General features: G+C 33.5%; 19 protein-coding genes and 2 pseudogenes. 1 reads left to right on the forward strand and 20 read right to left on the reverse strand.

Features of this window, described 5'->3' with window-relative positions; translation table 11 throughout:
- Nucleotides 1-136 precede the first annotated feature (136 nt).
- From DW761_RS14280 to DW761_RS14355, 17 genes and pseudogenes are all read right to left on the reverse strand, one after another.
- Nucleotides 137-1,612, reverse strand: a complete 1,476-nt coding sequence (locus DW761_RS14280; RefSeq protein ID WP_117455517.1) for a response regulator transcription factor — start codon at nt 1,610-1,612, stop codon at nt 137-139.
- Nucleotides 1,609-3,072, reverse strand: coding sequence for a sensor histidine kinase (locus DW761_RS14285; protein WP_117455515.1), 1,464 nt, complete (start codon nt 3,070-3,072; stop codon nt 1,609-1,611). The genes DW761_RS14280 and DW761_RS14285 overlap by 4 nt, the downstream gene beginning before the upstream one ends.
- Before the next feature lie 4 nt (nt 3,073-3,076).
- Nucleotides 3,077-4,012, reverse strand: coding sequence for a substrate-binding domain-containing protein (locus DW761_RS14290; protein WP_117455513.1), 936 nt, complete (start codon nt 4,010-4,012; stop codon nt 3,077-3,079).
- Between the two features lie 320 nt (nt 4,013-4,332).
- Complete coding sequence (locus DW761_RS14295) at nt 4,333-4,506, reverse strand: FeoB-associated Cys-rich membrane protein (protein ID WP_117455511.1); 174 nt, start codon at nt 4,504-4,506, stop codon at nt 4,333-4,335.
- Between the two features lie 12 nt (nt 4,507-4,518).
- Entirely contained in the window at nt 4,519-6,936 is a 2,418-nt protein-coding gene (feoB, locus tag DW761_RS14300; RefSeq protein ID WP_117518527.1) for a ferrous iron transporter B, read from the reverse strand.
- A 71-nt stretch (nt 6,937-7,007) separates the two neighbouring features.
- Entirely contained in the window at nt 7,008-7,229 is a 222-nt protein-coding gene (locus DW761_RS14305; protein WP_117518528.1) for a FeoA family protein, read from the reverse strand.
- Between the two features lie 19 nt (nt 7,230-7,248).
- The gene (locus DW761_RS14310; RefSeq protein WP_117518529.1) at nt 7,249-7,458 is read right to left on the reverse strand and encodes a FeoA family protein; all 210 of its coding nucleotides are present in this window, start codon (nt 7,456-7,458) and stop codon (nt 7,249-7,251) included.
- A 197-nt stretch (nt 7,459-7,655) separates the two neighbouring features.
- Nucleotides 7,656-9,356 carry a phosphoenolpyruvate--protein phosphotransferase gene (gene ptsP, locus DW761_RS14315; protein WP_117455450.1) on the reverse strand — a complete coding sequence of 567 codons (1,701 nt, stop codon included), beginning with the start codon at nt 9,354-9,356 and terminating at the stop codon, nt 7,656-7,658.
- Between the two features lie 114 nt (nt 9,357-9,470).
- Entirely contained in the window at nt 9,471-9,728 is a 258-nt protein-coding gene (locus DW761_RS14320) for an MG284/MPN403 family protein (protein WP_117518530.1), read from the reverse strand.
- A gap of 139 nt (nt 9,729-9,867) precedes the next feature.
- Nucleotides 9,868-10,062 carry a hypothetical protein gene (locus tag DW761_RS14325; RefSeq protein ID WP_117455454.1) on the reverse strand — a complete coding sequence of 65 codons (195 nt, stop codon included), beginning with the start codon at nt 10,060-10,062 and terminating at the stop codon, nt 9,868-9,870.
- A gap of 1 nt (nt 10,063) precedes the next feature.
- Nucleotides 10,064-10,765, reverse strand: a pseudogene (locus tag DW761_RS21880) (ABC transporter ATP-binding protein); the annotation flags it as partial.
- A 402-nt stretch (nt 10,766-11,167) separates the two neighbouring features.
- Nucleotides 11,168-11,440 (reverse strand): annotated as a pseudogene (locus DW761_RS21885) (ATP-binding cassette domain-containing protein); the annotation flags it as partial.
- Nucleotides 11,440-12,426: an ABC transporter ATP-binding protein gene (locus DW761_RS14335; RefSeq protein ID WP_117455458.1), complete on the reverse strand. Its 987-nt coding sequence runs from the start codon at nt 12,424-12,426 to the stop codon at nt 11,440-11,442. The pseudogene DW761_RS21885 and the gene DW761_RS14335, both read right to left, overlap by 1 nt.
- An 8-nt stretch (nt 12,427-12,434) precedes the next feature.
- Nucleotides 12,435-14,288, reverse strand: coding sequence for an ABC transporter permease subunit (locus DW761_RS14340; RefSeq protein ID WP_117455460.1), 1,854 nt, complete (start codon nt 14,286-14,288; stop codon nt 12,435-12,437).
- A 12-nt stretch (nt 14,289-14,300) separates the two neighbouring features.
- Nucleotides 14,301-15,257, reverse strand: a complete 957-nt coding sequence (locus DW761_RS14345) for an ABC transporter permease (protein ID WP_117455462.1) — start codon at nt 15,255-15,257, stop codon at nt 14,301-14,303.
- 91 nt (nt 15,258-15,348) lie between these two features.
- On the reverse strand, nt 15,349-17,169 hold the full coding sequence (locus DW761_RS14350) for an ABC transporter substrate-binding protein (protein WP_117518532.1): 1,821 nt from the start codon (nt 17,167-17,169) through the stop codon (nt 15,349-15,351).
- A 315-nt stretch (nt 17,170-17,484) separates the two neighbouring features.
- On the reverse strand, nt 17,485-17,826 hold the full coding sequence (locus DW761_RS14355; protein WP_117455465.1) for a hypothetical protein: 342 nt from the start codon (nt 17,824-17,826) through the stop codon (nt 17,485-17,487).
- 116 nt (nt 17,827-17,942) lie between these two features.
- Between DW761_RS14355 and DW761_RS14360 the strand changes: the two genes are divergently transcribed.
- Nucleotides 17,943-18,428 (forward strand): VOC family protein, encoded by a 486-nt coding sequence (locus DW761_RS14360; RefSeq protein WP_117455467.1) that lies wholly within the window; start codon nt 17,943-17,945, stop codon nt 18,426-18,428.
- Between the two features lie 27 nt (nt 18,429-18,455).
- Here DW761_RS14360 and DW761_RS14365 read toward each other — a convergent pair whose 3' ends face one another.
- The 3 genes from DW761_RS14365 to DW761_RS14375 are packed head-to-tail and all read right to left on the reverse strand — an operon-like array spanning nt 18,456 to nt 23,235.
- Complete coding sequence (locus DW761_RS14365; protein ID WP_117518533.1) at nt 18,456-19,583, reverse strand: metalloregulator ArsR/SmtB family transcription factor; 1,128 nt, start codon at nt 19,581-19,583, stop codon at nt 18,456-18,458.
- Nucleotides 19,584-19,631: 48 nt separating this feature from the next.
- Entirely contained in the window at nt 19,632-21,452 is a 1,821-nt protein-coding gene (locus DW761_RS14370) for an ABC transporter ATP-binding protein (RefSeq protein WP_117518534.1), read from the reverse strand.
- Entirely contained in the window at nt 21,436-23,235 is a 1,800-nt protein-coding gene (locus DW761_RS14375; RefSeq protein ID WP_117455473.1) for an ABC transporter ATP-binding protein, read from the reverse strand. Before DW761_RS14375 ends, DW761_RS14370 begins: the two co-directional genes overlap by 17 nt.
- Between the last annotated feature and the right edge of the window lie 85 nt (nt 23,236-23,320).

Below are 23,320 nucleotides of genomic sequence, written 5' to 3' on the forward strand. Positions count from 1 at the left end.
AAAGAAAAAGGATTAATTTAAGGTTGGCTGGTAACAACCTTACATTATGGTATTGCAGATAGTATGATTGGTCTTATCTGCAACTATTATTATACAACAAAAATATAGTAAATTGTTGTTATTTATAGAAATTTTTTTAGATTTCTTCCTTTTCAAAAGTATTTTTATATACTTTTGGTGTAACTCCGGTATACTTCTTAAAGATTTTTGTAAAATAGTTCTGCCCCTGAAAACCAACTTCATAAGCGATTTCTTTGATTCTTTTGTTGGTTTTCAACAGTTCTTTACTTGCCTCTACACGACGTTCACTGACCAGCTCTGTGAACGTTTTTTTCATACTTGTATTTAACAGCTTACTAATATAAAAGGGAGAAACATCCAAAGCTTCTGCCATATCATTCAATGTGATAGGGCGCCGATAATTGGCATCAATGAATTTTAAAGCCTGACGAACAAGATGATTGGTATTCTTGAATCGATACGATAGCATATCCTGATAATATTTCATAATATTCATATGTATAAACAAATTCACTTCCTGAAAAGAGGTAGCGCTCAGCTGTATAGGAGCAATCGGTGATATTTCCATATCAGCATAGGTTTCTTTTAGATGTATAAATATAGAATCCATCAGCTGTTGGATATCTTCTTCCATTACGGCTTTTTCACTCGCTAATAATGATTGGGTATAATCAAGTGTATATTTTTTTACCTTCTCTTCTTCGATATCATCAAATGCCTGTATCATTTTCTGTATCAATTCATCCTTATTGCCATTGTTCTGTGGCTCTTTTTGATCATTTGCAAACTGAGCCAGTGTATTATTTTTAGCTTTACGATATGATTCATAAATATGAATATCCTCTTCAATACTGCCCACCTGTAAGGCAGGATCTATTTGTTTCCATGCTTCAAATTTCTGATGTAGTTTTTCCTTTTCCTTAGGGAATAACCAGTGTTTTAAAAATATAAAAGTGATATATTCTCCATGTAATTTCCCGGTAATGATACGATTATCCTCTTGATAAAAGAAAGCCTTCATATCCTGTTGTACATCTTCCTTGGTTCCTACGATACAAAAACCACAAACAATTTGTTTATCCAGCAATAACAATGCCTGTTTCAATGATAAATCATCTTCATTAGACATGATCTTATAGAAGCATTCATTCTCCATGATCGGGGTATATTTTTCAAGTTTATCTAACAACTCATTTTTGGTCTGTTTTTCTACACTCTTCACTTTCTGCTTTTCCATGACTTTTTCTACCGCCTGTAACATATCCGCAATATTATATGGCTTTAAGATAAAATCATCAACCCCTAGGCGAATTGCTTCTTGTGCATATGCGAAATAATCATAACTAGATAAAATCAAAAATTCACAATCCTTTCCATAAGATTGAATCCGGCGAATTACCTCTAAACCACTGAATTTAGGAATATTGATATCCGCTAATATAATGGAGGGCTGTTTTTTTTCATATAGCTGTAGCGCTTCTTCTCCATTCATCGCCTGACACACTTCTACATTGGGGATATGTTCTTCTAAAATCTTTACCAAAGTTTCACGTTCAATTTTCTCATCTTCTATGACCATTATCTTTATCATACATCTTCTCCCTCTCTGATTCTGATCGTTATCTCAAAACCACAATCGATATCACTGTCCACAATGATTTTTACACGATCGTGAAAAAATGCTTTTAATCGCTTAGTGACATTATAAAGTCCCAAGTGACTGCGTTCATCTTCATCTACCTGAAAATCATTTAATATCAGTTTTTCTAATTTTTGTGGAGATATTCCCACACCATTGTCAGCGATACTAATGATGACCTCATCCTGATAGCTTCCTACTTCTATACTAACTTCTCCATCTTCTGTGACATCTTTTAATCCATGGGTAACAGCATTTTCTACAAGGGGCTGTAGTATCATACTAGGCATAGCGATGTTTTCTACATCCTCCTCTTGTTCAATTAGAAAATGAATACGTCCGCCATAACGTTTTTCCTGAATATAGTTATAGTTTTCAATAGCTTTTAATTCTTTATGTAAATCACTGATTTTATTGGCACTGTCTAATCCATAACGAAGCAGCTGGCTGGTTTTTTCCATTAATTCACTTGTCTGCATGGCTCCTTCCTGATACGCCATTTTATATATCATATTTAAGGTATTAAATAAAAAATGAGGATTGATTTGATTTTGCAGGATCTTTAATTCACTTTGCGCAAGCAGCTCATCTTTCTTCAGATTCTCATTTTGCTGTTCCAGCACCCGTTTTTCCAGTTCGGCCTTTTCTTTTGCGTAGCTGATATTCTCCTGCACACGTCCTGCCATATCTTCTAATTCAATACATAAGGCATTCATTTCGGTATTCACATTAGAAATCTGTGTTAAATCATATGTCCCCTGTTTGATACGATTCATATTCTTGATAATTTTATCAATTGGGTCTGTTAAAGAACGAAGCGTTGTAATGGAGAAATATACCATCCAGATACTTACATATAATAATAGAAACAAAGTGACCAGCTGTACGATCTGTTGATATTTATGTACTGCTGATTTTTGTACCTGCATATCCTGTGTCAGATATCCATAGCTATCTGCATTGGTATGATCAATCAACGCATAATAGGTTGTTAATGTTTCATATGCTTCATTAAAAGTATCATTGGGCTGCATGTTTTCTTTTTTTACGATATCTGCCTGTTTTACATAGGCATCTAACATATTTCTAAGTGATGTAAAACGCCATTCGATATCCATATTGTCCAAACTTTCCTGGATATTTTCTAAATTCTGATAACTCTCTTTTTTCGCATCTTTGTATAATTGATAATTCTCATCACTTGGATTATATAGATATCCCTGAAAAGAATCATTCATCAGCTTTACGTTAGTATAGAATTTATTCAACTGGTTATAAGCGGTATAAGTGGCATTATATTTTTGAAGGGTGTGATGGTTGATGATGATATACATACCTGTCACAATCAACAGAATCGAAATTAACAACAGGTTATAGCTGAAAATTGTTCTTTTAAAACTTTTCTTTTTCATAGAATCACCTGATTTGTTTATAAGATGCGATATTGTCACTATTGATCAGCATCAGCTTCGCTCCAATTTGTGAGCTTTCTGGATTTTTTCCATACACAATGTCATCATATAGAATTTTTACACCTTCATATCCATAATTATAAAAGCTGGTGACAACACTTCCTTTTACCTTTCCTTCTTTGATAAATGCCAGAGTATCTTTCATATCATCTACACCATATACGAGCAAATCTTTACTGCTGTTTTCATCATTCATTGCTTCTATACAGCCTGCCGCACCTTCTCCTGCAAAGTTTAATGCGACATTCATTTTCTTGTTTAATACTTTTTGCCATTCTTCTCTGGCATGCAGTTTATCTGACTTGGATTCACTGATGGCGATGATTTCATAGCCACCTTTATGTTTTTGAAATACTTTTTCTACTGCATGGAGTTGTCCCTGAGCAAGATCAAAGCTTAACTGGGATACCTGTATGCCAATATACAGTTTTTCATCCTTTCCAAGCGTTTTTTCTATATCATCTAATAAAAGGTCTGCCTGTTGATCAAAGTCCTTTGTGATGGTTGCTAATGGCTTACTGTCTTTGATTCCTGAATCTACCAGTACAAAAGGTATTCCCTGATTCTTCCCCTGTTCAATCAAAGAAGGATCAATCACTCCCTGTGTAATAATGCCATCACATTTTTGTAAAATGCCTGCCAGAATCACATTCTCCATTTCTTTTGTATCAATACCTGTTGGTCCTTTCCAATCACAATAGATTTTTAGTTCTTTACATGCATCTTCCATTCCCTGCTTGGCCTGAAGCCATAAAGTATGATTGGATAAAGGCGTCGCAAATAAAAAATAAATAGGTTCTTTATTGCCTTCTGTGTTAGAAGCCGTACATCCAAAACAACTCAGACATAATAAAAAAAAGACCAGACATAATTTCTTCATGACAACATCCCTTTCCACATGCCTTCATTGTATCATAAAAAAAGCATAAAAAAAATGATTCTCGAAAGGGATTAAGAATCATTTCTTTGCACAAATCATAGGATTCCACTTACTATCCTCACATAGTAAGTACAAACAACCTCTGAACTCATGGTCATGTTATGCCAAATACAGGGTTTATTAGTTGGAAGCTGTTTGTTCCTGCTTCGTGCTTATTACAACTTCTATTATATCTTATTAGAAAAGTAATATCTTGTCATTTTTAGCAATGTTTTGTATTATTGCAGGATAATTCACTTCTTATCACTCATTTACACACATTATATGTTTGAGTCATGATGGTGACAACCCATTTGGCAATGTCCACAATTCCCACCACAGCAGGATTTTCCCTGTTTTTTGTCTTTTCTCATACGATATATGATTAAAACAACTAGTCCAATTAATAATAACGATACAATCAATGTTGATAAATAATCAAATAATAAATGCATGTCCATACCTCCTTAAACCCGTATGGTTTTACGTGGTTTTATAAATTCTTTATATGGTTTAAATAGCATGTATATCATAAAACAGAATATCAGAGTCGCAAAGATCAATCCAGACATATGTCCTTCTCCTGTAAATAGTGATCCAAATTGATAAATCATCAGGGAAACAGCATATGCAAAGCTGCATTGATAACCTATCGCAAATAGTGTCCATTTAGCGGAGTTCATTTCTCTTCTAATCGCACCGATTGCCGCAAAGCAGGGTGCACATAATAAATTAAAGCACAAGAAGGAATACGCTGCCAACTGACTCATGCCTTCAAAATCAAGAACACCAAATACTCCGACAACTTCTTCTTTGGCGACAAGTCCCATAATCGTCGCAATTGTTGCTTTAATGTTCCCAAAGCCAAGCGGTATAAATATCCAGCTTACTACATTGCCAAGCATTCCCAGCATACTGTTTTCTAATTCCATATCTAAATCAAAACCAAAAGATCCATTGACCATACCAAACACAGAACCAGCCCATATCACGATAGATGACAGTAAAATAATGGTACCTGCCTTTTTGATAAAGGAGGATGCACGCTCCCACATAGAGCGTAACAAATGAGTAAGCGTTGGCATATGATAAGATGGAAGTTCCATCACAAATGGTGCAGGATCTCCCGCAAACATACGTGTTTTTTTCAACATGATCCCTGATATCACAATGGCGGCAATGCCTATAAAATAAGCACTTGGTGCTACCCACCATGCGCCATGAAATAATGCAGACGCAATCATTGCGATAATTGGCAGTTTTGCGCCACATGGGATAAAGGTAGTCGTCATAATTGTCATTCTGCGATCACTTTCATTTTCTATGGTCCTGGAAGCCATAATCCCAGGCACCCCACATCCTGTGCCAATCAGCATCGGGATAAAAGATTTCCCAGAAAGATTAAATTTACGAAATATGCGATCTAATACAAATGCAATACGTGACATATAGCCACAAGCTTCTAAGAATGCAAGTAATAAGAATAATACGATCATTTGTGGCACAAAACCAAGGACAGCGCCTACTCCACCAATGATGCCATCCACGATCAGACTTTGCAGCCATGATGCTGTATGGATACTTTCTAATATCTGATTCATCATCACAGGAATACCTGGTATCCAGATACCATACGCTGAAGGTTCTGGTACCCCGTTTACATCATCTCCTAAAACAGCATTATACATTTGGGAAAGATCGTATCCGGCTTTTGTAAAGGCGTCTGTATAAGTATGATAGGCTTCATCAAATGCTGAATAATCCTGCTGGATAATCGCATTCTTCATTTCTTTAGCGCCTGTCACATCCGCTGATACAGCCTGATCTATTATTGTAATCAATGGTGGTGTCCACACATGTTCTTCGGCATAATTTGTGATTGCTTCATCATAGTCATGACTTCCAATACTTAATAAATGCCAACCATCACCAAACAAGCCATCATTTGCCCAATCCGTTGCCCATGTACCAATGGTGGATACAGAAAGATAGTAAACACAAAACATCACAATCACAAAGATTGGCAAAGCTAAGAATCGATTGGTCACAATTTTATCTATTTTGTCAGAGGTTGTAAGTTTTCCTCTGGTTTTCTTTTTATAACAGTTTTGAATAATGGATGATATATAGAGATATCGTTCGTTTGTGATAATAGATTCGGCATCATCATCCAGCTCTTTTTCTGCATTTTGTATATCTTTTTCAATATGTGCTTTGATAGAAGCATTTAATTTTAATATTGAAAGTACCTTTTCATCACGTTCAAACAGTTTCAATGCATACCAGCGTTGTTTTTCCTCTGGCATATCGTGTAATGCCACTTCTTCAATCTGCGCCAAAGCGTGTTCTACAACATCAGAAAATGTATGATGAGAAGCTGTTTTTCCATATGCTGTGGCCTTTATCACCGCATCGCTTACATTCTGGATGCCTGTACCTTTTAAAGCTGAAATCTCAATAATGGGAATACCTAGTTTATTTGATAATTCTAAAACATCTATTCGATCGCCATTTTTCTTGATGATATCCATCATATTGATTGCCATAACAACAGGAATACCAAGTTCGCATAATTGTGTTGTCAGATACAGATTTCGTTCCAGGTTGGTACCATCTACAATATTTAAGATTACATCTACATGATCATTAAGAAGATAATTTCTTGCGACAACTTCTTCCAGTGTATATGGTGACAAGGAATAGATACCAGGTAAATCCGTAATTATGACACCTTCATGTTTCTTTAATCTTCCTTCTTTTTTCTCTACAGTAACTCCTGGCCAATTTCCTACAAACTGATTGGAACCAGTTAATGCATTAAACAATGTTGTTTTGCCACAGTTTGGATTTCCTGCAAGTGCGATTCTTATTTCTTTTGTGTTCATTTTATACCTCTCTTTCAGATTAGCCTAAGCTAACTTTCGTCTTAAAATAAAAGGCTTTTGCCTCATGGTATTTATTCAATTTCAATCATGTCCGCATCTGCTTTACGCAGGGATAATTCATATCCACGTACTGTTATTTCTATAGGATCGCCGAGCGGTGCTACTTTACGAAGTAGAATATCTACACCTTTTGTGATTCCCATATCCATAATTCTTCTTTTCACAGCACCTTCACCACGAAGTTTTACTACTTTAACGCTCTCACCTTTTTTTACCTGTCGAAGTGTTCTCATATGTTTTCTCCTTCCCATATCATATTACGATTTTGCGAGCCATCTCTTTACTAATCGCAACCCTGGCTTCTTTTACGTTTACAATCATGTTACCAGCTAACTCATTTATGATTGTGACATTGCCACCAACAACAAAACCTAGATTTTCTAAATGCTTTTTTACTTCAGGACTTCCTCCTACTTTTTTGATTATATGTTCTTTTCCTATATCCGCAAATATCAATGACATCCTATATCAATCCTTTCTTTATAAGTTAGATTAATCTAACTATTGAATCAAAATATAAATTAGCCTAAGCTAACTGTGTTTATATTACCATTGTCTAATACTTTTTGTCAAGATGTTTTATCATCTTCTTTATACGATCTTTTATCATGCACAAAAAAAGCCATAGCATACGCTATAGCTTTTATATATAATATTTTTTAGTCTACTGCTTTTTTAACAAGGTCTAATACTTCTTCTGCTGTAGCTAATTTCAATGCTTCTTCAGCAAGTTTTGCGGCTTCATTCTTATCTAAGCTTGTGACCATCTTACGTGCTTTCAGGATCTGAGTAGCTGACATTGAGAATTCATCTAATCCCATACCTAATAACAATGGTACTGCATATGGTTCACCAGCCATGGCACCACACATACCAGCCCATTTACCTTCTTTGTGAGCACCATCGATTGTCATTTTGATCAAACGAAGTACAGATGGGTTATATGGCTGATACAAGTAAGAAACATGTTCACTCATACGGTCAGCTGCCATAGAGTACTGAATCAAGTCATTTGTACCAATTGAGAAGAAGTCTGCTTCTTTTGCAAAGTTATCTGCATTTACAGCTGCTGCAGGAATTTCTACCATCATACCAACTTCAATGTTATCAGCTACCTGAACACCTTCTTCAATCAGTTTTGCTTTTTCTTCATTGAAGATTGCTTTTGCATCACGGAATTCTTTTACAGTCGCAATCATTGGGAACATGATACATAATCTACCATAAACACTCGCACGAATTAATGCACGCAACTGTGTACGGAAGATATCTGTACGATCTAAACATAAACGAATGGCACGATATCCTAAGAATGGGTTCATTTCTTCTGGGAATGTGAAGTAAGAAAGTTTCTTATCCCCACCGATATCTAATGTACGAACAACAACTCTGCGTCCCTGCATTCCTTCTAATACGGCTTTATATGCTTCAAACTGTTCATCTTCTGTTGGGAAGTGATCATTGTCCATATACAAGAATTCTGTACGGAACAATCCAACGCCTTCTCCACCATTTTTCAATACGCCTTCAACATCTTTGAATCCACCGATGTTACCAGCTAATTCTACCTGGTGTCCATCTTTTGTAATAGATTTTGCGTTAACCAAAACCTTCAATGCTTCTTTTTCTTCAGCATAAGCTTTTGCTTTTGCTTCATATTTTTTGATTGTTTCTTCATCAGGGTTTACAAATACTTCACCATCTAATGCATCAAGAACTAAAGTATCTCCGTGGTTTACTGCAGATAAAATATCTCCACATCCAACAACTGCTGGAATTTCCAAAGAGTTTGCCATGATTGCTGAGTGACTTGTTTTACCACCAATGCTTGTTGCGAATCCTTTTACATATTCATTCAACTGTGCTGTATCTGATGGAGTTAAATCATAAGCAACGATAATAGAATCTTCGCTGATAGCGCTTAAATCAGGGATTGTTAAGCCCAACAAATTACATTTCAAACGATATGTAACATCCTTGATGTCTGCTGCTCTTTCACGGAAGTAATCATTATCCATTGATTCAAACATAGCGACCATCTGATTAGCAACTGTATCTGCTGCATATTCTGCATTTACTTTGTCGTTTTCGATCATTCCAACGATCTGTGCTGCAAATTCAGGGTCACCTGCCATCATTAAGTGAGCATCAAATACTGCAAGTTCTTCATCTGATAAACGAACAGCTGCTCTCTCTTTTACGCCTTCAATATCTTTTTTAGTTTTTTCCAGCGCTGCATTGAATTTTTCAATTTCTTCTGCAGGGTTTCCTTCTTTTTTAACGATTTCTACTTTTGGAGATTCCAATTTGTAAGCTTTCGCAATGGAAACACCCGCTGATGCCGCAATACCTTTTAACATAAGTACATCCTCCTCTTGCTATAAAATACCTATAAAAAAGTATAAAACTTTGGTAAAATCATTTGATTGCATACCCTTACATGACCTTACCTCTATATTAAATGATAACATTTTTCACAAGTATAAGCAATCAAAGAATGCGTTGATTGCGATATTTTTCAATTTGTAATACTTACTTTTTGAATACAGATATTTCCACCAGCCTTCTTCTACAGGGGAAAGATAATCATTTTGCAATATCATAGATAAAACAGGAGGCATTTTTTCCATGATTTCGTCAAAATCTTTACATATTTCTTTATCTTCCCGTTCCATGATTCCTTTGTGATAAATCTTTGCTAAATAATTCATAATACTTTCTCTATTGTTCATAATCATTACCTCACTACACTTATATATATACGTATTTTTGAGGCAAAAATCCTAAATTATTTTTAGATTTTTAAAATTTGTCATAAAAAAATCGCAAAATATAGCTATTATCAGCTAAATTTTGCGATTCTAATTTTTATTAACGTAAAAATATTAACCAAACGATTGCAAAAATCACACATAAAATCAATATAACTGGTATCACCAGTGTGACAAATGCCGCAATCATCATCGCAGGGATATCACCTTTTTCTACATCAAGTTTATTCCTTTTATCAGAAAACTTTTCGTTATCCCCATATTTTTCCTTAATCTTTCTACGAGTTGAAAACACGTTATTTACTCCTTAAATGACAAGCAACAAAGTGTTCTGGTTCAATTTCCTGCCATGCAGGTTTTTCCTGACGACAGCGCTCTGTTGCATATTTACAACGTGTATGGAACTTACATCCTTTTGGTGGATTTACAGGACTTGGAATATCCCCTTCCAAAATCTGTAGTTCTTTATTGTTAATATCTGTTGTAGGAATTGCATTTAATAATGCTTCTGTATATGGATGTAAAGGATTTTTGAAGATATCCTCTGCTTTAGCACTTTCCACCATATTACCAAGATACATAACCCCAATTCGATCAGAAATATATTTAACAACACTTAAATCGTGAGAAATAAACATATATGTTAAATTCTGTTCTTCTTTTAAATCCTGTAATAGGTTTAACACCTGTGACTGAATAGATACGTCTAATGCTGATACCGCTTCATCACAGACAATAAACTTTGGATTTAAAGCTAATGCACGGGCGATTCCAATACGCTGTCTTTGTCCACCAGAGAATTGATGAGGATAACGGTGAATGAAATATGGCTCTAATCCACATTTTCCCATAACCTGTAAGATATATTCTTCTAATTCCTTACTACCTTTTTTGAATTTTCCCTGCCCAACAAGAGGTTCAGAAATAATCTGACCAACGGTTAGTCGTGGATTTAATGAAGAATATGGGTCCTGAAAGATGATCTGCAAGTCTTCACGCAATAAACGCATTTCTTCTTTATTTAACTGTGTTAAATCAATACCACCATCCCACAGTTCTTCAGCTTCTGCAAAGCCTTCCATAGTACGTAAATTATTCTTTCTAGCATCTAATTTATTACGTACATCAGCATAAGCTTTTTCTGCTTGGTCGATTTCAGAAGCGTTCGCTTTTTTCTTTTTAAGATCAGCAAGATGACATCCAGCTTTATATTCTTCCATCAATAAACTTGAAGCTGTATTTAAATCAGCATCTAGCATTAATCCACCAGCAATTCTTGCGACTTTCTGATATAAGTAATCTGCTTTGTCAGCACTTGTGTGATTAGGATCATCAGGTTTTACTTCCGCTTTGGCTTTTTTATAAGTAGATACTAGCTTACTTAAGTTTTTAATATCTTTTGCAACATAATCTGGCTGGTATTCATAGATGGTTCTACCATAATAAATCGTATTTCCTCTTGTTTGCGTATATAACTGTAATAATACACGTCCAAGTGTTGATTTACCACATCCAGATTCACCTACCAGCCCATAAGTTTCACCTGCATGAATTGTGATATCAATTCCATCATTTGCTTTTACATACAATTGATTTTTATCAAAAATGCTGCTTTTCTTCACAGGGAAATACTGACGAAGATTATGCAACTTGATCAGCTTTTGTTTCTCCATTATTCTTTCCCTCCTCGTTTTACAGGATAGAAGCAACGAATAGCATGTTTTGCATTAACTGCTGTTAATTGAGGTTCTTCCTGTTTACATCTATCTGTTGCATATTTACAACGAGGTGCAAACTTACATCCTTTTGGCAAATCCAATGGATGAGGTACACTTCCCGGAATCGCATCAAGACGCTTGTTTTTATCAGAATTTAATCTTGGAATGGATGTTAATAATCCTTCAGTATATGGATGAATAAACTCACTTTCCATGAAAATATTATCAACAGGAGCAGTTTCTACTACCTGACCACAATACATAACAGCAACATCATCTGCCATCTGATTGATAACACCTAAATCATGTGTAATGAACATGATAGATGTACCAGTTTCTGCTTTTAATTCATTCATTAAACGAAGAATCTGTGCCTGAATTGTAACATCAAGAGCTGTTGTTGGTTCATCTGCAATTAACAATTTTGGTTTACAAGCCAAAGCCATTGCGATCATAACACGCTGTCGCATACCACCTGATAATTGGAATGGATAGGATTTATTTACTTGTTCGGGATTTGCGATTTTAACAGCCTTTAACATCTCAATGCTTTTTGCTTCTGCTTCTTTTTTATTTAAATTCTGATGCAACATTAAAACTTCTGATATCTGACGGTTCACCGTAAATACTGGATTTAAAGAAGTCATTGGTTCCTGGAATATCATGGAAATATCATTTCCACGGATATGTGTCATTTCCTTTTCAGACATTTCTGAAATCTTTTTTCCATTAAAATAAATTTCGCCTTCATAAATCTTCTGATTTGATTCAAATAATTTTAAAATACTCATGGCAGTCTGGCTCTTTCCACTACCAGATTCACCTACGACACCTAATGTTCTTCCTTCTTCTATACTTAATGATACACCATTTACAGCTTTGATTAAGCCTCGTTTTGTATCAAAATAAGTATGAAGGTTATTAATCTCTAATAATTTCATAACTTCACCTACTTCTCATTTGCCTTAGGATCAAGAGCATCTCGTAAACCATCACCTATTAAGTTAATAGAGAAGGCAGCAATCATAATACAAACTGCTGGAAGGATCCATCTCCACCAATACATCTGAATAACTTCAGACTGTTGAGCACCATCCAACATATTACCCCAAGAAGGCATTGGAGCCTGTACACCAAATCCAAGGAAAGAAAGTCCTGATTCCGTCAACATATTACTTGCATAGCTTAATGTTACGTTAACAATACATAAATTCAAAACATTTGGAAGAATATGACGAATGATAATTGCATATTCTTTAATACCTAAAGCTCTCGCAGCTAAAACAAAATCTTTTTCTCTTTCTATAAGAATTTGTCCACGTACGATACGAGCTAATGATGGCCAACTTATAAATCCAAGAATTAACATAATCAGGATTAATTTTTCATTACTTCCCATGTTTACCCCAAGGAATGCACTTAAAGTGATAACTAGAGGCATAAAAGGTATTGAAGAGAAAATTTCTGATATACGCATCAACAAGTTGTCAACCCAGCCGCCTTTAAAACCAGCGATCATTCCAACAATCATTCCGATGATTGCTTCTACAATACATGCTAGGAAACCTACCAATAAAGTAACTTTACCACCAGCCATTAAACGAGTTAATAAATCACGTCCAAATTGATCTGTTCCCATGAAATAACCTTTATTACCCCACGCAGTCACAGTTCCATCTTTATTAACTGCATAAGTTTGATAGAAACCACTATACAATTTTTCAGCTACTAAGTTACTAGGCACATTTAATTCATTTAGTGTGTTATCGCCCCATGCATAAACTTTTCCACTTTCTCCTAATGCATACATAGCATTACGATTTGTTGAAACTTGTACAACTTTTTCGTTAATTTCTGGAACATTCATCATGCCTTTGTCTGTAGATCCCCATACATGAATCTTACCTTGATCATCTAATGCTATTCCAGTTCTAAAAGTCATTTTTACATCAACAACATTTACGCTTCCATTCGTTAATTCTTCAGGTACTGCACTGATTTCATTTCCTGTTGTACCAGCGACAGCTACTGTTCCATCATCTAATAATATAACCATATTAAATGAACTACCATTTACTTTTTTAACATGACCGTTTACATTGCTAGGTAAAATATCTAATTTACTAGCTTTAACGTTACCCCAAAGATATAAATTCTTTTCTTTTGTTATGATTCCAGAATAACCTTCACCAGCATAAATATCTTCGATACCTTCATAACTAGCTAAGCTTCTGATATCAGATGGAATTGTAGCCTGATTAAAGTTGTTAAATCCCCAAGCGAACAATTCACCATTTTTAGTTAAAACCATTGCATGTTTATCACCAACTGCAAGTTTTTCAATTTTCTTATTTTCCACATTTGATGGGATATCTAATACACCAGAAGGATCACTTCCCCATGTATATAATTTACCTGTTTTATCTAATCCAATTGAAAAAGATATACCGTTTCCTATCGTTTCTATACCTTTTTTTTCAAGACCGCTATCTACAGATAAAATTTTACGTCCTGGTTGAATATTTTTTAAAACTGTTTCCGTTTTAGCAGGATCTTTCATCGGCATTACTACACTTCCCAAAAAACAAAATAGCAGAATCAAAACAAAACCCAACATACCAATTCTTGCCAGTTTATCATGTAAGAAGTTTTTCCATACTACTTTTGAAGGTGATGTGATCGCCTCTTCTTCTAACACATTTTTAAAATCCTTTTGTCTTGCCTTTGGAGAAAACAAGCGTTTGAACATAGAAGTAAAGGAATCTTTTAAACGTGAAAAAGTACTTTTTTTATTATCATTCATTTCCTATACCTCCTAATCTAATTTAATACGCGGATCAACAAGCGCATATACAATATCACAAATAAAATTACTAACCAAATAAATTACAGCATAAAACATATTTAATGCAATTACTAGCATAAAATCTCGCTTGTTAAGTGCAGTAATAAGAACAACTCCAAGACCATCCCAAGCAAAAACCTGCTCAGCAATCATAGATCCTGAGAACAATGTAGAAATTTGTATAATTACTACTGTAACAATTGGAATCAATGCATTTCTAAAAGCATGTGAATAAATAATAACTTTTTCACTTAAACCTTTAGATCTAGCAGTTCTTATATAATCTTCACTTAGCGCCTCTAACATTGCATTTCTAACATAACGTATTGTCCCTGCAAGATTCATAATCGTCAATGTAGCTACAGGCAGAGCTAAATGGTAAATCCAACTACCTATGTCAGATGTATCAATTGGCATTCCGCCAGATGGCGCAATTTTAAGAGTAAAAGAAAATATATAAATTAAACATAAAGCTATAAAAAAGCTTGGTACACTCATTCCAATTAACGAGAAAATTTGCCAGAATTGATCTATAAATTTCCCCTTTTTAATTGCAGAACGTATTCCTGCATAAATTGATATCGTTAAAGAAAATAATAAAACAAATACATTCATAATAACTGTATTTTTCATTGGTCTTGCAATTACAGATGATACAGGTTCTTTATATGTAATAGACATTCCTAAATCACCACTTGCGGTATTTTTGACCCAATTAACATATTGAATCGGGATTGGTTTATCAAACCCCATTTTCTTTTTCTGTGCTTCATATACCTCATCATAATACTCTGGTCGTACGGATGGTGAAATAGATAATTTAATAGGATCACCAGGCATTAATTTCATCATAGAAAACAGTAAAACTGAAATTACGAACACAACCGGTATTAAAGATAAGATACGTTTTATACAATATTTAAGCATCTTATTCCTCCTTACCTTTATAACATAACAAGGAAGATAGCAAGATTACCTTACTATCTCCCTAAATTGTTGTTACTTATAAATAAATATTTTATTTCCAACTTAAAGCACTAATCGTCTGATAAATTGACTGGAATGAATTTGGTGCAAATCCTTCTAAGTCCTTATCAGCGAAGCAATAATATGTGTTTGCATATAATGGAGCCATTGGAAGTAATTCGTTATAATACTGTTCATAAGCAATCCATTTTTTCAAGAAGCCATCTCTATCAGTAGCTACAGTGTGACGTAAATCCTGCATTAAAGCATCTAATTTCTTATCAGCAATTCTATAAGCATTAGCTGTAGTATTTACATAATCACTAGAGAATGAAGCATAATATGGATCTGGTGCATCAGAATAATTGCTTCCTAAGTTAAATGTGTGATAAATCTTTTCAGATTCTTTCAATTGAGTATCAAAATAGTAATTCTGCATTAATCCATCAAAGTCTGTTCTAGTTAATGTGAATTTAATACCAACTTTAGGTGCATTTTGAGTTAACATCAATTCTAAGTTATCAGTTACTGCATTGTTTTCAGTTCCTAAATGATTGATCTGTAAAATTTCACCTTTACTATTGTATCTATAATAGTCTTTTTCTCCCTTAGCAGCTTTTTCAGCATCAAATGGTGTCTTACCATCTTTTTCAAAGTGATAGCTTGACTGATCAAGTTGTTCGTTTGCTTTGTCTAAAGAGAATGCATAGTTATATTTCAAACTCTTTTCTAAATCAGATTTAGCTTTTGTATATACCCATTGAGCAGTAGAATATTCAGAATTCAATGTAGTACCGTAACCACCAGTTACGTTTTTAACTAATTCATCTTTATCGATGATGAAGTTCAAAGCGCGACGTACTTCTGCTTCTTTTGTAGGACCAAAATTACATTTATATGCAAATGTTCCATATCCATTACGATCAAAGTTAACTGATTGTAATTTTTTATCTTCTAAACCTTTTTGAATCTTATCGCCTTCGATTGCATCATTCAAAATATCAATTTCGCCTTTAATCAAAGTATCCATATCTGTAGATGAGTTGATTTCTTTTAAAACGATATTTTTAATTGAAGGTTTATCCCCTCTTGGATCTCCAGCAAAGTTTTCGTTAATTTCTAATTTAACCTGTCCGTTTTCATAAGAAACGAATTTATATGGGCCACTAGATACACTAGGGTTTTTCATTTCATCAGTTGTCCATTTTGTAACTGCTGCACCCATATCGCCAACAAAAGATACACCATCATCTGAACTTTCTAATTTAGCATCTTTACCAGCAAGTGTTTTCATACTATCTGGACGTACTGCAACGAATGAAGTTTCCCAGAAATATGGAAGTAAAGTTCCATCAATTGTCAATGAGAAAGTTTTATCATCGATTTTCTTTAAACCTTTAAAATTCTTTGATTTTCCATTGTGATAATCTGCGTATCCATACAAATATTCACCAGTTGAGTCCCCATTTTCTTTAAACTCTGGAGAAGCTGCAATCATAATATGGAACAAATAATCATCAGCTGTTACTTCAGATCCATCACTAAATTTCAATCCATCATTCAAAGTGAATGTGTATGTTTTATTAGTAACATCTCCTACTTTTTCTTCTTTTGTGTCTACTTTCTTAATAGCGGTTTCATTTAACTGAAACTCCCCATTACTGTCAACCGCATATGTTTCATAACCATAGATCATATCACGAACGTTTTTGTCATATGCGCTGTTTCCCAAGGCTTCTGAATTTAAGAAAGCTTGGCTAAATTTTTCACTACCTATGATTAATGTACGATCTTCATTACTTGATGATTTGCCACATCCTGTCATAGATACTGCCATTAACCCTACAAGCAGCAGGCTTAACATTTTCTTCATAAAAATTACCCTCCTATCATTCCTGATGTTCCTAATTATAAACTACTTCACACAAAATTACAATAATTTTGATACTTTTTCTCACAATTTTATTGAAAATTTTTACATCTAATTGAAAGAATGTGCATTTTTAGTGAAAATGTAAGCATTAACTATATATTTCTGGCAAAATTTACAATAAAAAGTCCTTTTTTTAACTTTGTTTACAAAACGTGAACATATCGTAATTCATGAATACGTTTTCATAGTGGTTAAAGTATTAAAAAAGATGGTTATTTTTTCAATATACCATCTAATTTACAGAAACTGTTTTCATCATTTATCGTTTTTATTCTCGTTATTATTCAAATTCACAATGGATACAAGACAAACTAATAATTCATTTACTATCAAAATACCTGCCAAAGCAAAATTTTTAAACGCAATGATACCAATGCCAATCATATATCCCACGGATAAAATCATAATTCTTTTATCGGTTTTCTGTATATCATCTAGTGTTCCTATGATTCCTTTGATATCAATTTCTTTTATTTCATAGCTATCGACCAAAATCAAAACAATCCAGAATAGTACAGGCAGTAATTCATAAGTGTATAAAAATACAGGCAAACATAAAATATCAAAAATGCTCATTTTAATTATTTTTTCATTCATATCAGCTCACGCCCTTTTCTTATTTATTATAACGCAGAATACAGGATGAAACATGTCTGATTTTTACAATTTTCAAATCATTTAAAATGTTAGTATAAAAGCAAGGAGGCGATATTATGAAATTTTGTGGTTGCTTATATGTTGTAAATGATGCAGAGAAAACCAAAGCGTTTTACAAAGAAGTTTTTGGTCTGCGGGTAATTCAAGATTTTAATGCGAATTTTGTAATGACAGGTGGTATTTCTTTTCAAACAAAGGATAGTTGGAAAGATTTTATTCAAAAAACAAATGATCACATCATTTATAAAGGAAATGATCATGAATTGTATTTTGAAACTGAAGATTTGGATGAATTTGTGAAACTTTTAGATGCTCGTAATGATATTGTATATGTACATGGTATCAAAGAACATGCATGGGGCCAAAGAGGACTTCGCTTTTATGATCCTGATTTTCATATTATTGAAGTTTCTGAACCATTAAGTGCAGTAGTAAAACGTTTTTATGATCAGGGAATGACTTTTGAAGAAATCTCTAAAAAAACGATGTTATCTGTGAAGATGGCACAACGGCTTCATAAAAAAGCTATATCTGATAATTAGTCAGATATAGTCTTTTTCGTATGAATTTCAAAGAAGTTCTTTTGACAAATGCTGTAACAAATCATTGATAAAGGTTTCATTTATATCATAATATAATCTATTCTTTTCTTCTCGTATTGTAATGAAATTTGCGCTACTCAATGCTGCCATGTGATGCGAAATAGTTGCTTTAGATAAATTTAACTGTTCACAAATCTCCTGACCATACATTGATTTATGACGTAATAACTTTAATATTTCAAATTTACTATGATCAGATAGTAATTTGAGATTTTGAAGCAATGCTTCTCTTGATAATACATGGTTTTCCCGATGATATGAGTCATCCATCAGTATTCCGATAAAATAAATACAGGAGTCCTGATCTATTTTATTATTTTTTACCCAAGTAATCGCATTTAATTCTGCAATCGATGGCGAAATTATAATTTTTTTATCAATACTTTCTTTATCCATGAATGCATCATCACAAAAACTTTGGATAGAAATCTCTTTGCCTGCTTCCATTTCTTTATCAACTATTGTTTGTAAATATGCTTGAAAATCTATTATGAGGGAAGTATATAGTTGGATTTCTTTTTCCATCATATGAACAGCTGGTTCCAATAAATCAAATAAGGTGCGTAGATATCCTTTAATATCTTGACATATCATCGCCAACTTCCATTTATCGCTATCACTGATATCTTTTTTTTGTTTTAAAAATGTCATAAAATTAACATCTTTATTTTCTATTTCTTCCTGTTCCAGCATATCCTCTTTACAAAATGCAAACAAGAATAATGAATAGCCATATGTATCACATAATGCGTATGCTTGTTTTTTCATATATTCTAGATCTGTACATTGATAATCTATATATGCAGCTGCCAGGGCCTTGGCAATGCTACGTGTTCCCCCTCCTTCACTACTGAAATATAACTGTATCTCTTCCTGTGTAAGATTTACTGATTTACACACTTTTTTTTGTAATGCTTTGGCAGCTTTTATTTTACGATGCAGTTTTCTTTCATCAAATAATTGCTTCGCTGATAAACTCTTATACAATTGTTCATAATCATTTCCATCATACTCTATTTCTTTATGATACGCACGTTCTAAAAATGACAGACTTTCATAAAACAGATTAGGTGAAGCGATGGTTACCTCATTCATTTTTTATATCCTCCTAGTTTAACTTTATTTTTAATCATTCTGATTCGCTTATTTAAAGTAGTCTGCTTGAGCATTCCATAATTTCTGATATAACCCCTGCTCTTTATATAACATTTCATGAGTTCCTCTTTGTATGATTTTCCCCTTATCTAATACAATAATGTCGTCACAAAACTGACAACTGCTCATTCTATGGGAAATATAAATTGCGGACTTGTCCTTTATCAAATCATTCAAATGTGTATAGATTTCAATTTCTGAAAGAGGGTCTAAAGCTGCTGTTGGTTCATCTAAAATAACCCATGGGCGATTTGCATAAAGTGCTCTAGCAATTGCTACCTTTTGTGCTTCTCCACCTGATAGTTGCACACCATTTTCCTGAATTCCAATGTTTGTATATATTCCAACTGATAGTTTTTGAAAACTTTTTTCAAAACCGCTTTGTTTTAAAACGGCAAGAATTTTCTCTTCATTTTCTGCTGTTTGATTTGTGATGATATCTTTTAACATTCCATCAAATAGTGTAAAATCTTGAAATACAACGCCAAAATTATTTTGCAAGGCTGATAATTGAGAACTATTAACAGGTGTTCCATCAATCAGAATCTGCCCGCTTGTTGGTTTATATAGCCCACATAGCAATTTGATTAAGGTTGTCTTGCCAGCACCATTTTGTCCTACAATTGCTGTTTTCTTTCTTGGTTGTAGTGTAAAGCTGATATCCTTTAAAATATCAGATTCACTATGTGGATAGCGATAGCTTACGTGATTAAATGTAATAATGGATTCTTCATTTAATTGAATCGCCTTTTTATCCTGCATCCTTTGATCTGGCAACTTTAAGAATTCATCATAATACATCATATAGATAACCTTCATGTGTAAATCTGTATATATAATGGGAAAAGTTGAAATTGCATTATTTAATTTTGCCATAGATCCTGCATATGTTACAAAATCGCCAATGGGTATGGAATGAAAATAAACCTTTATGATAATAAGCATATAAAAGATTGTGTTGATCATATTTCCAAAGAAAACACTTTCCGTAAACAATCCTGCAATGCGCTTAATAAAAATCGTAAAGTATTTTAAGGATTTCTTTTGACGTTGTTCCATCTCTTCTAAAACCGCTTCTTGCATTTGAAAAATACGAATATCTTTTGCCATAGCTGAATTCAATGCAACCTCATTGCAATAATAATCATTTTCACGACTTAATTTCGTATTTTGAACAAAAAATGTTTGACCAGCCTTTTCAAAACTCCGAGATAGATAATTTCCAAAGCAAATATAACCAAGCAACATCAATAATATAATTGCCCCAGCCCATATAGAATCAAAGAAAGCAAAGATACCACTTATGTTAGAACTATGACATTGTAATAGATATAGTAACAAAGCCAATGACATTATAATTGTAAATAAAGTTTCCAGCAAAGATGAAAATTGTGACATCATGGCAATGACACCACCACTTTGTGATAATCCATCTTTTGCCCTTTCAATCATATCTAAACTATCTTTATCTTCTAATCGATCATAGGCTAAATACATAACCTTCTCACTAATATTTTTTTCTAATTGCAATTCAAGTTCTTTTACAGCAATATGCAGACGAAATTCTAATATATATTGCAAACCTTCACAACATAGTATACTAACAGCTAACACGAACACAAGTTCCCACAGCTGTTGACTTACACCATGTACTGTAAATACATTGATTATCCATGATGTAAACCATAAAGGTATATATGCTACTAAAGATTTGAAAAAAGAAGAGGATAATCCAAGTAATAAGGTATAAGGACGCTGTTGATGTATCAATTTTAAAATGGTCATGATACTTCTAATATGTTCTTTCATCTTCCTTTTCCTCCTTTTGATAATAGCTGGCCTGTGCATCAAACATCTTTTTATATAAGCCATCCTTCTGAAGTAATTCTTCATGCCTGCCTTCTTCTTTTAAAATTCCATCATCAAACAATAAAATACGATTTGCAAACCTTGTTGAAGCTAATCGATGAGAAATAAAAATTGAAGTACATTCTTTTGCTGCCTGTTCATACGTTTCATATAGTGAGGCTTCTGCAAGTGCATCTAAAGCAGCGCTTGGCTCATCCAATACTAATATTTTAGCTTCCTTATACAGAGCTCTTGCCATCATTAATTTTTGCTGTTCTCCACCACTTAACATCGTACCTTCTTCACTTATTATATTTGATACATACGTATTTTCCTTTTGAAGACAAGCTTCCACTTTATCTTTTAATCCACATTTTTCAAGACATGCGAATACTTTATCTATTTGAATTTGTTTTTTGGGAAGACACGCCACATTCTTTTTAAAAGAATATGCCATAACACTGGAATCTTGAAAGATTGCTGCGATATGAGAATATAAATCTTCTTTTTTGATATAACGTATATCGATTCCATTGATATAGATATGTCCTTTCGTTGGTGTATATAATCCACATAGTAACTTCATTAAAGTTGTCTTACCTGCTCCATTACTGCCAACTAAACCAATTTTTTCTTTCTTATGGACAGTAAAACTGACATCTTTTAATGTGTCTTTTTTAGCCCCGGGATAACAAAAATATACGTGATCAAAACATATTTCTAAATCATCTTGTGGTAAACTCATACATTGTTCGTCATCTTGTATCACTTCATTCATAAAATCTTCATAATCAATAATTCCTAATGCTCCTCGTTTGGTTTCATTATAATAAGATACAATTTGATTGATCCATCCAGAGAATGCTGTAGCTGCACTTGTGTAGAATACAAAAGCTGAGATACTCATACCATGCATTAACTGATAAATAAAATATCCAAATACCAATAACGTGCGTATTGTAGATAACAATGTTGTGCCAAGTTTTGCATATAAATATTTTCGTTCTACATCACTTAAGGTACGAATTCGTTTTATCTGATATTTCTTTATTCTATGAATCAAATAATCCTGCATATGGAAAATCCGAATATCTTTACCATTTTTAGGAAGTTTTACATTATGGTGATAATACTGTAATTGTTGATCGGCAATAGCATATTCACTTTTCTTTTGATGTTCATATGCTTGTGCACGGCTAATCAAAAAAATACTGAAAACAGATAATAAAACCACCACAAAACACAGCCATATCTGAATAGAACCAAATACTGCAGCATATAATATAAATCCTGTTAATGCAATTGATAGAAATATCAAATTTCTTATAAAACATTCAAAGCCCACATTATTTGATTCTATCCCATTTTTCTGCGCACGATTTAATTTTTGCCGATATCCCATATCTTCCATTTGCGCATAAGGAGTATTCATCGCTTTATCATAAAGAGCCAACGTCAGCTTACATTTTACAATATACATCTTAGGATCATATAACTGTGTTAAGTATGTGGAAACACTATCTAAAAATGCTGTCACAAGACCAAATAGTAATGCGAACCATAGCAACATGATAATAGAGCTTTCTGTTTCTATTAGATATAATAAAAAACTAGGCATCAAAACCTGAAGAAAAGGAGTAAGCACACCACTTACCCACATAAAAAATATCATTATAAACAAGCTTTTTTTCCATTTCATCATAGCACGAAATGTTTTTCTCATTGCATACATCATTATTTTCATATATCTATCCCTCAACAGTTGTTCGTTATACATCGAACTTATGTAAATATATTATAGATATGCAACGAACAAATGTCAATATTAT

The sequence above is a fragment of the Absiella sp. AM29-15 genome (assembly GCF_003434225.1).
GTDB lineage: Bacteria > Bacillota_I > Bacilli_A > Erysipelotrichales > Erysipelotrichaceae > Hoskinsella > Hoskinsella hominis.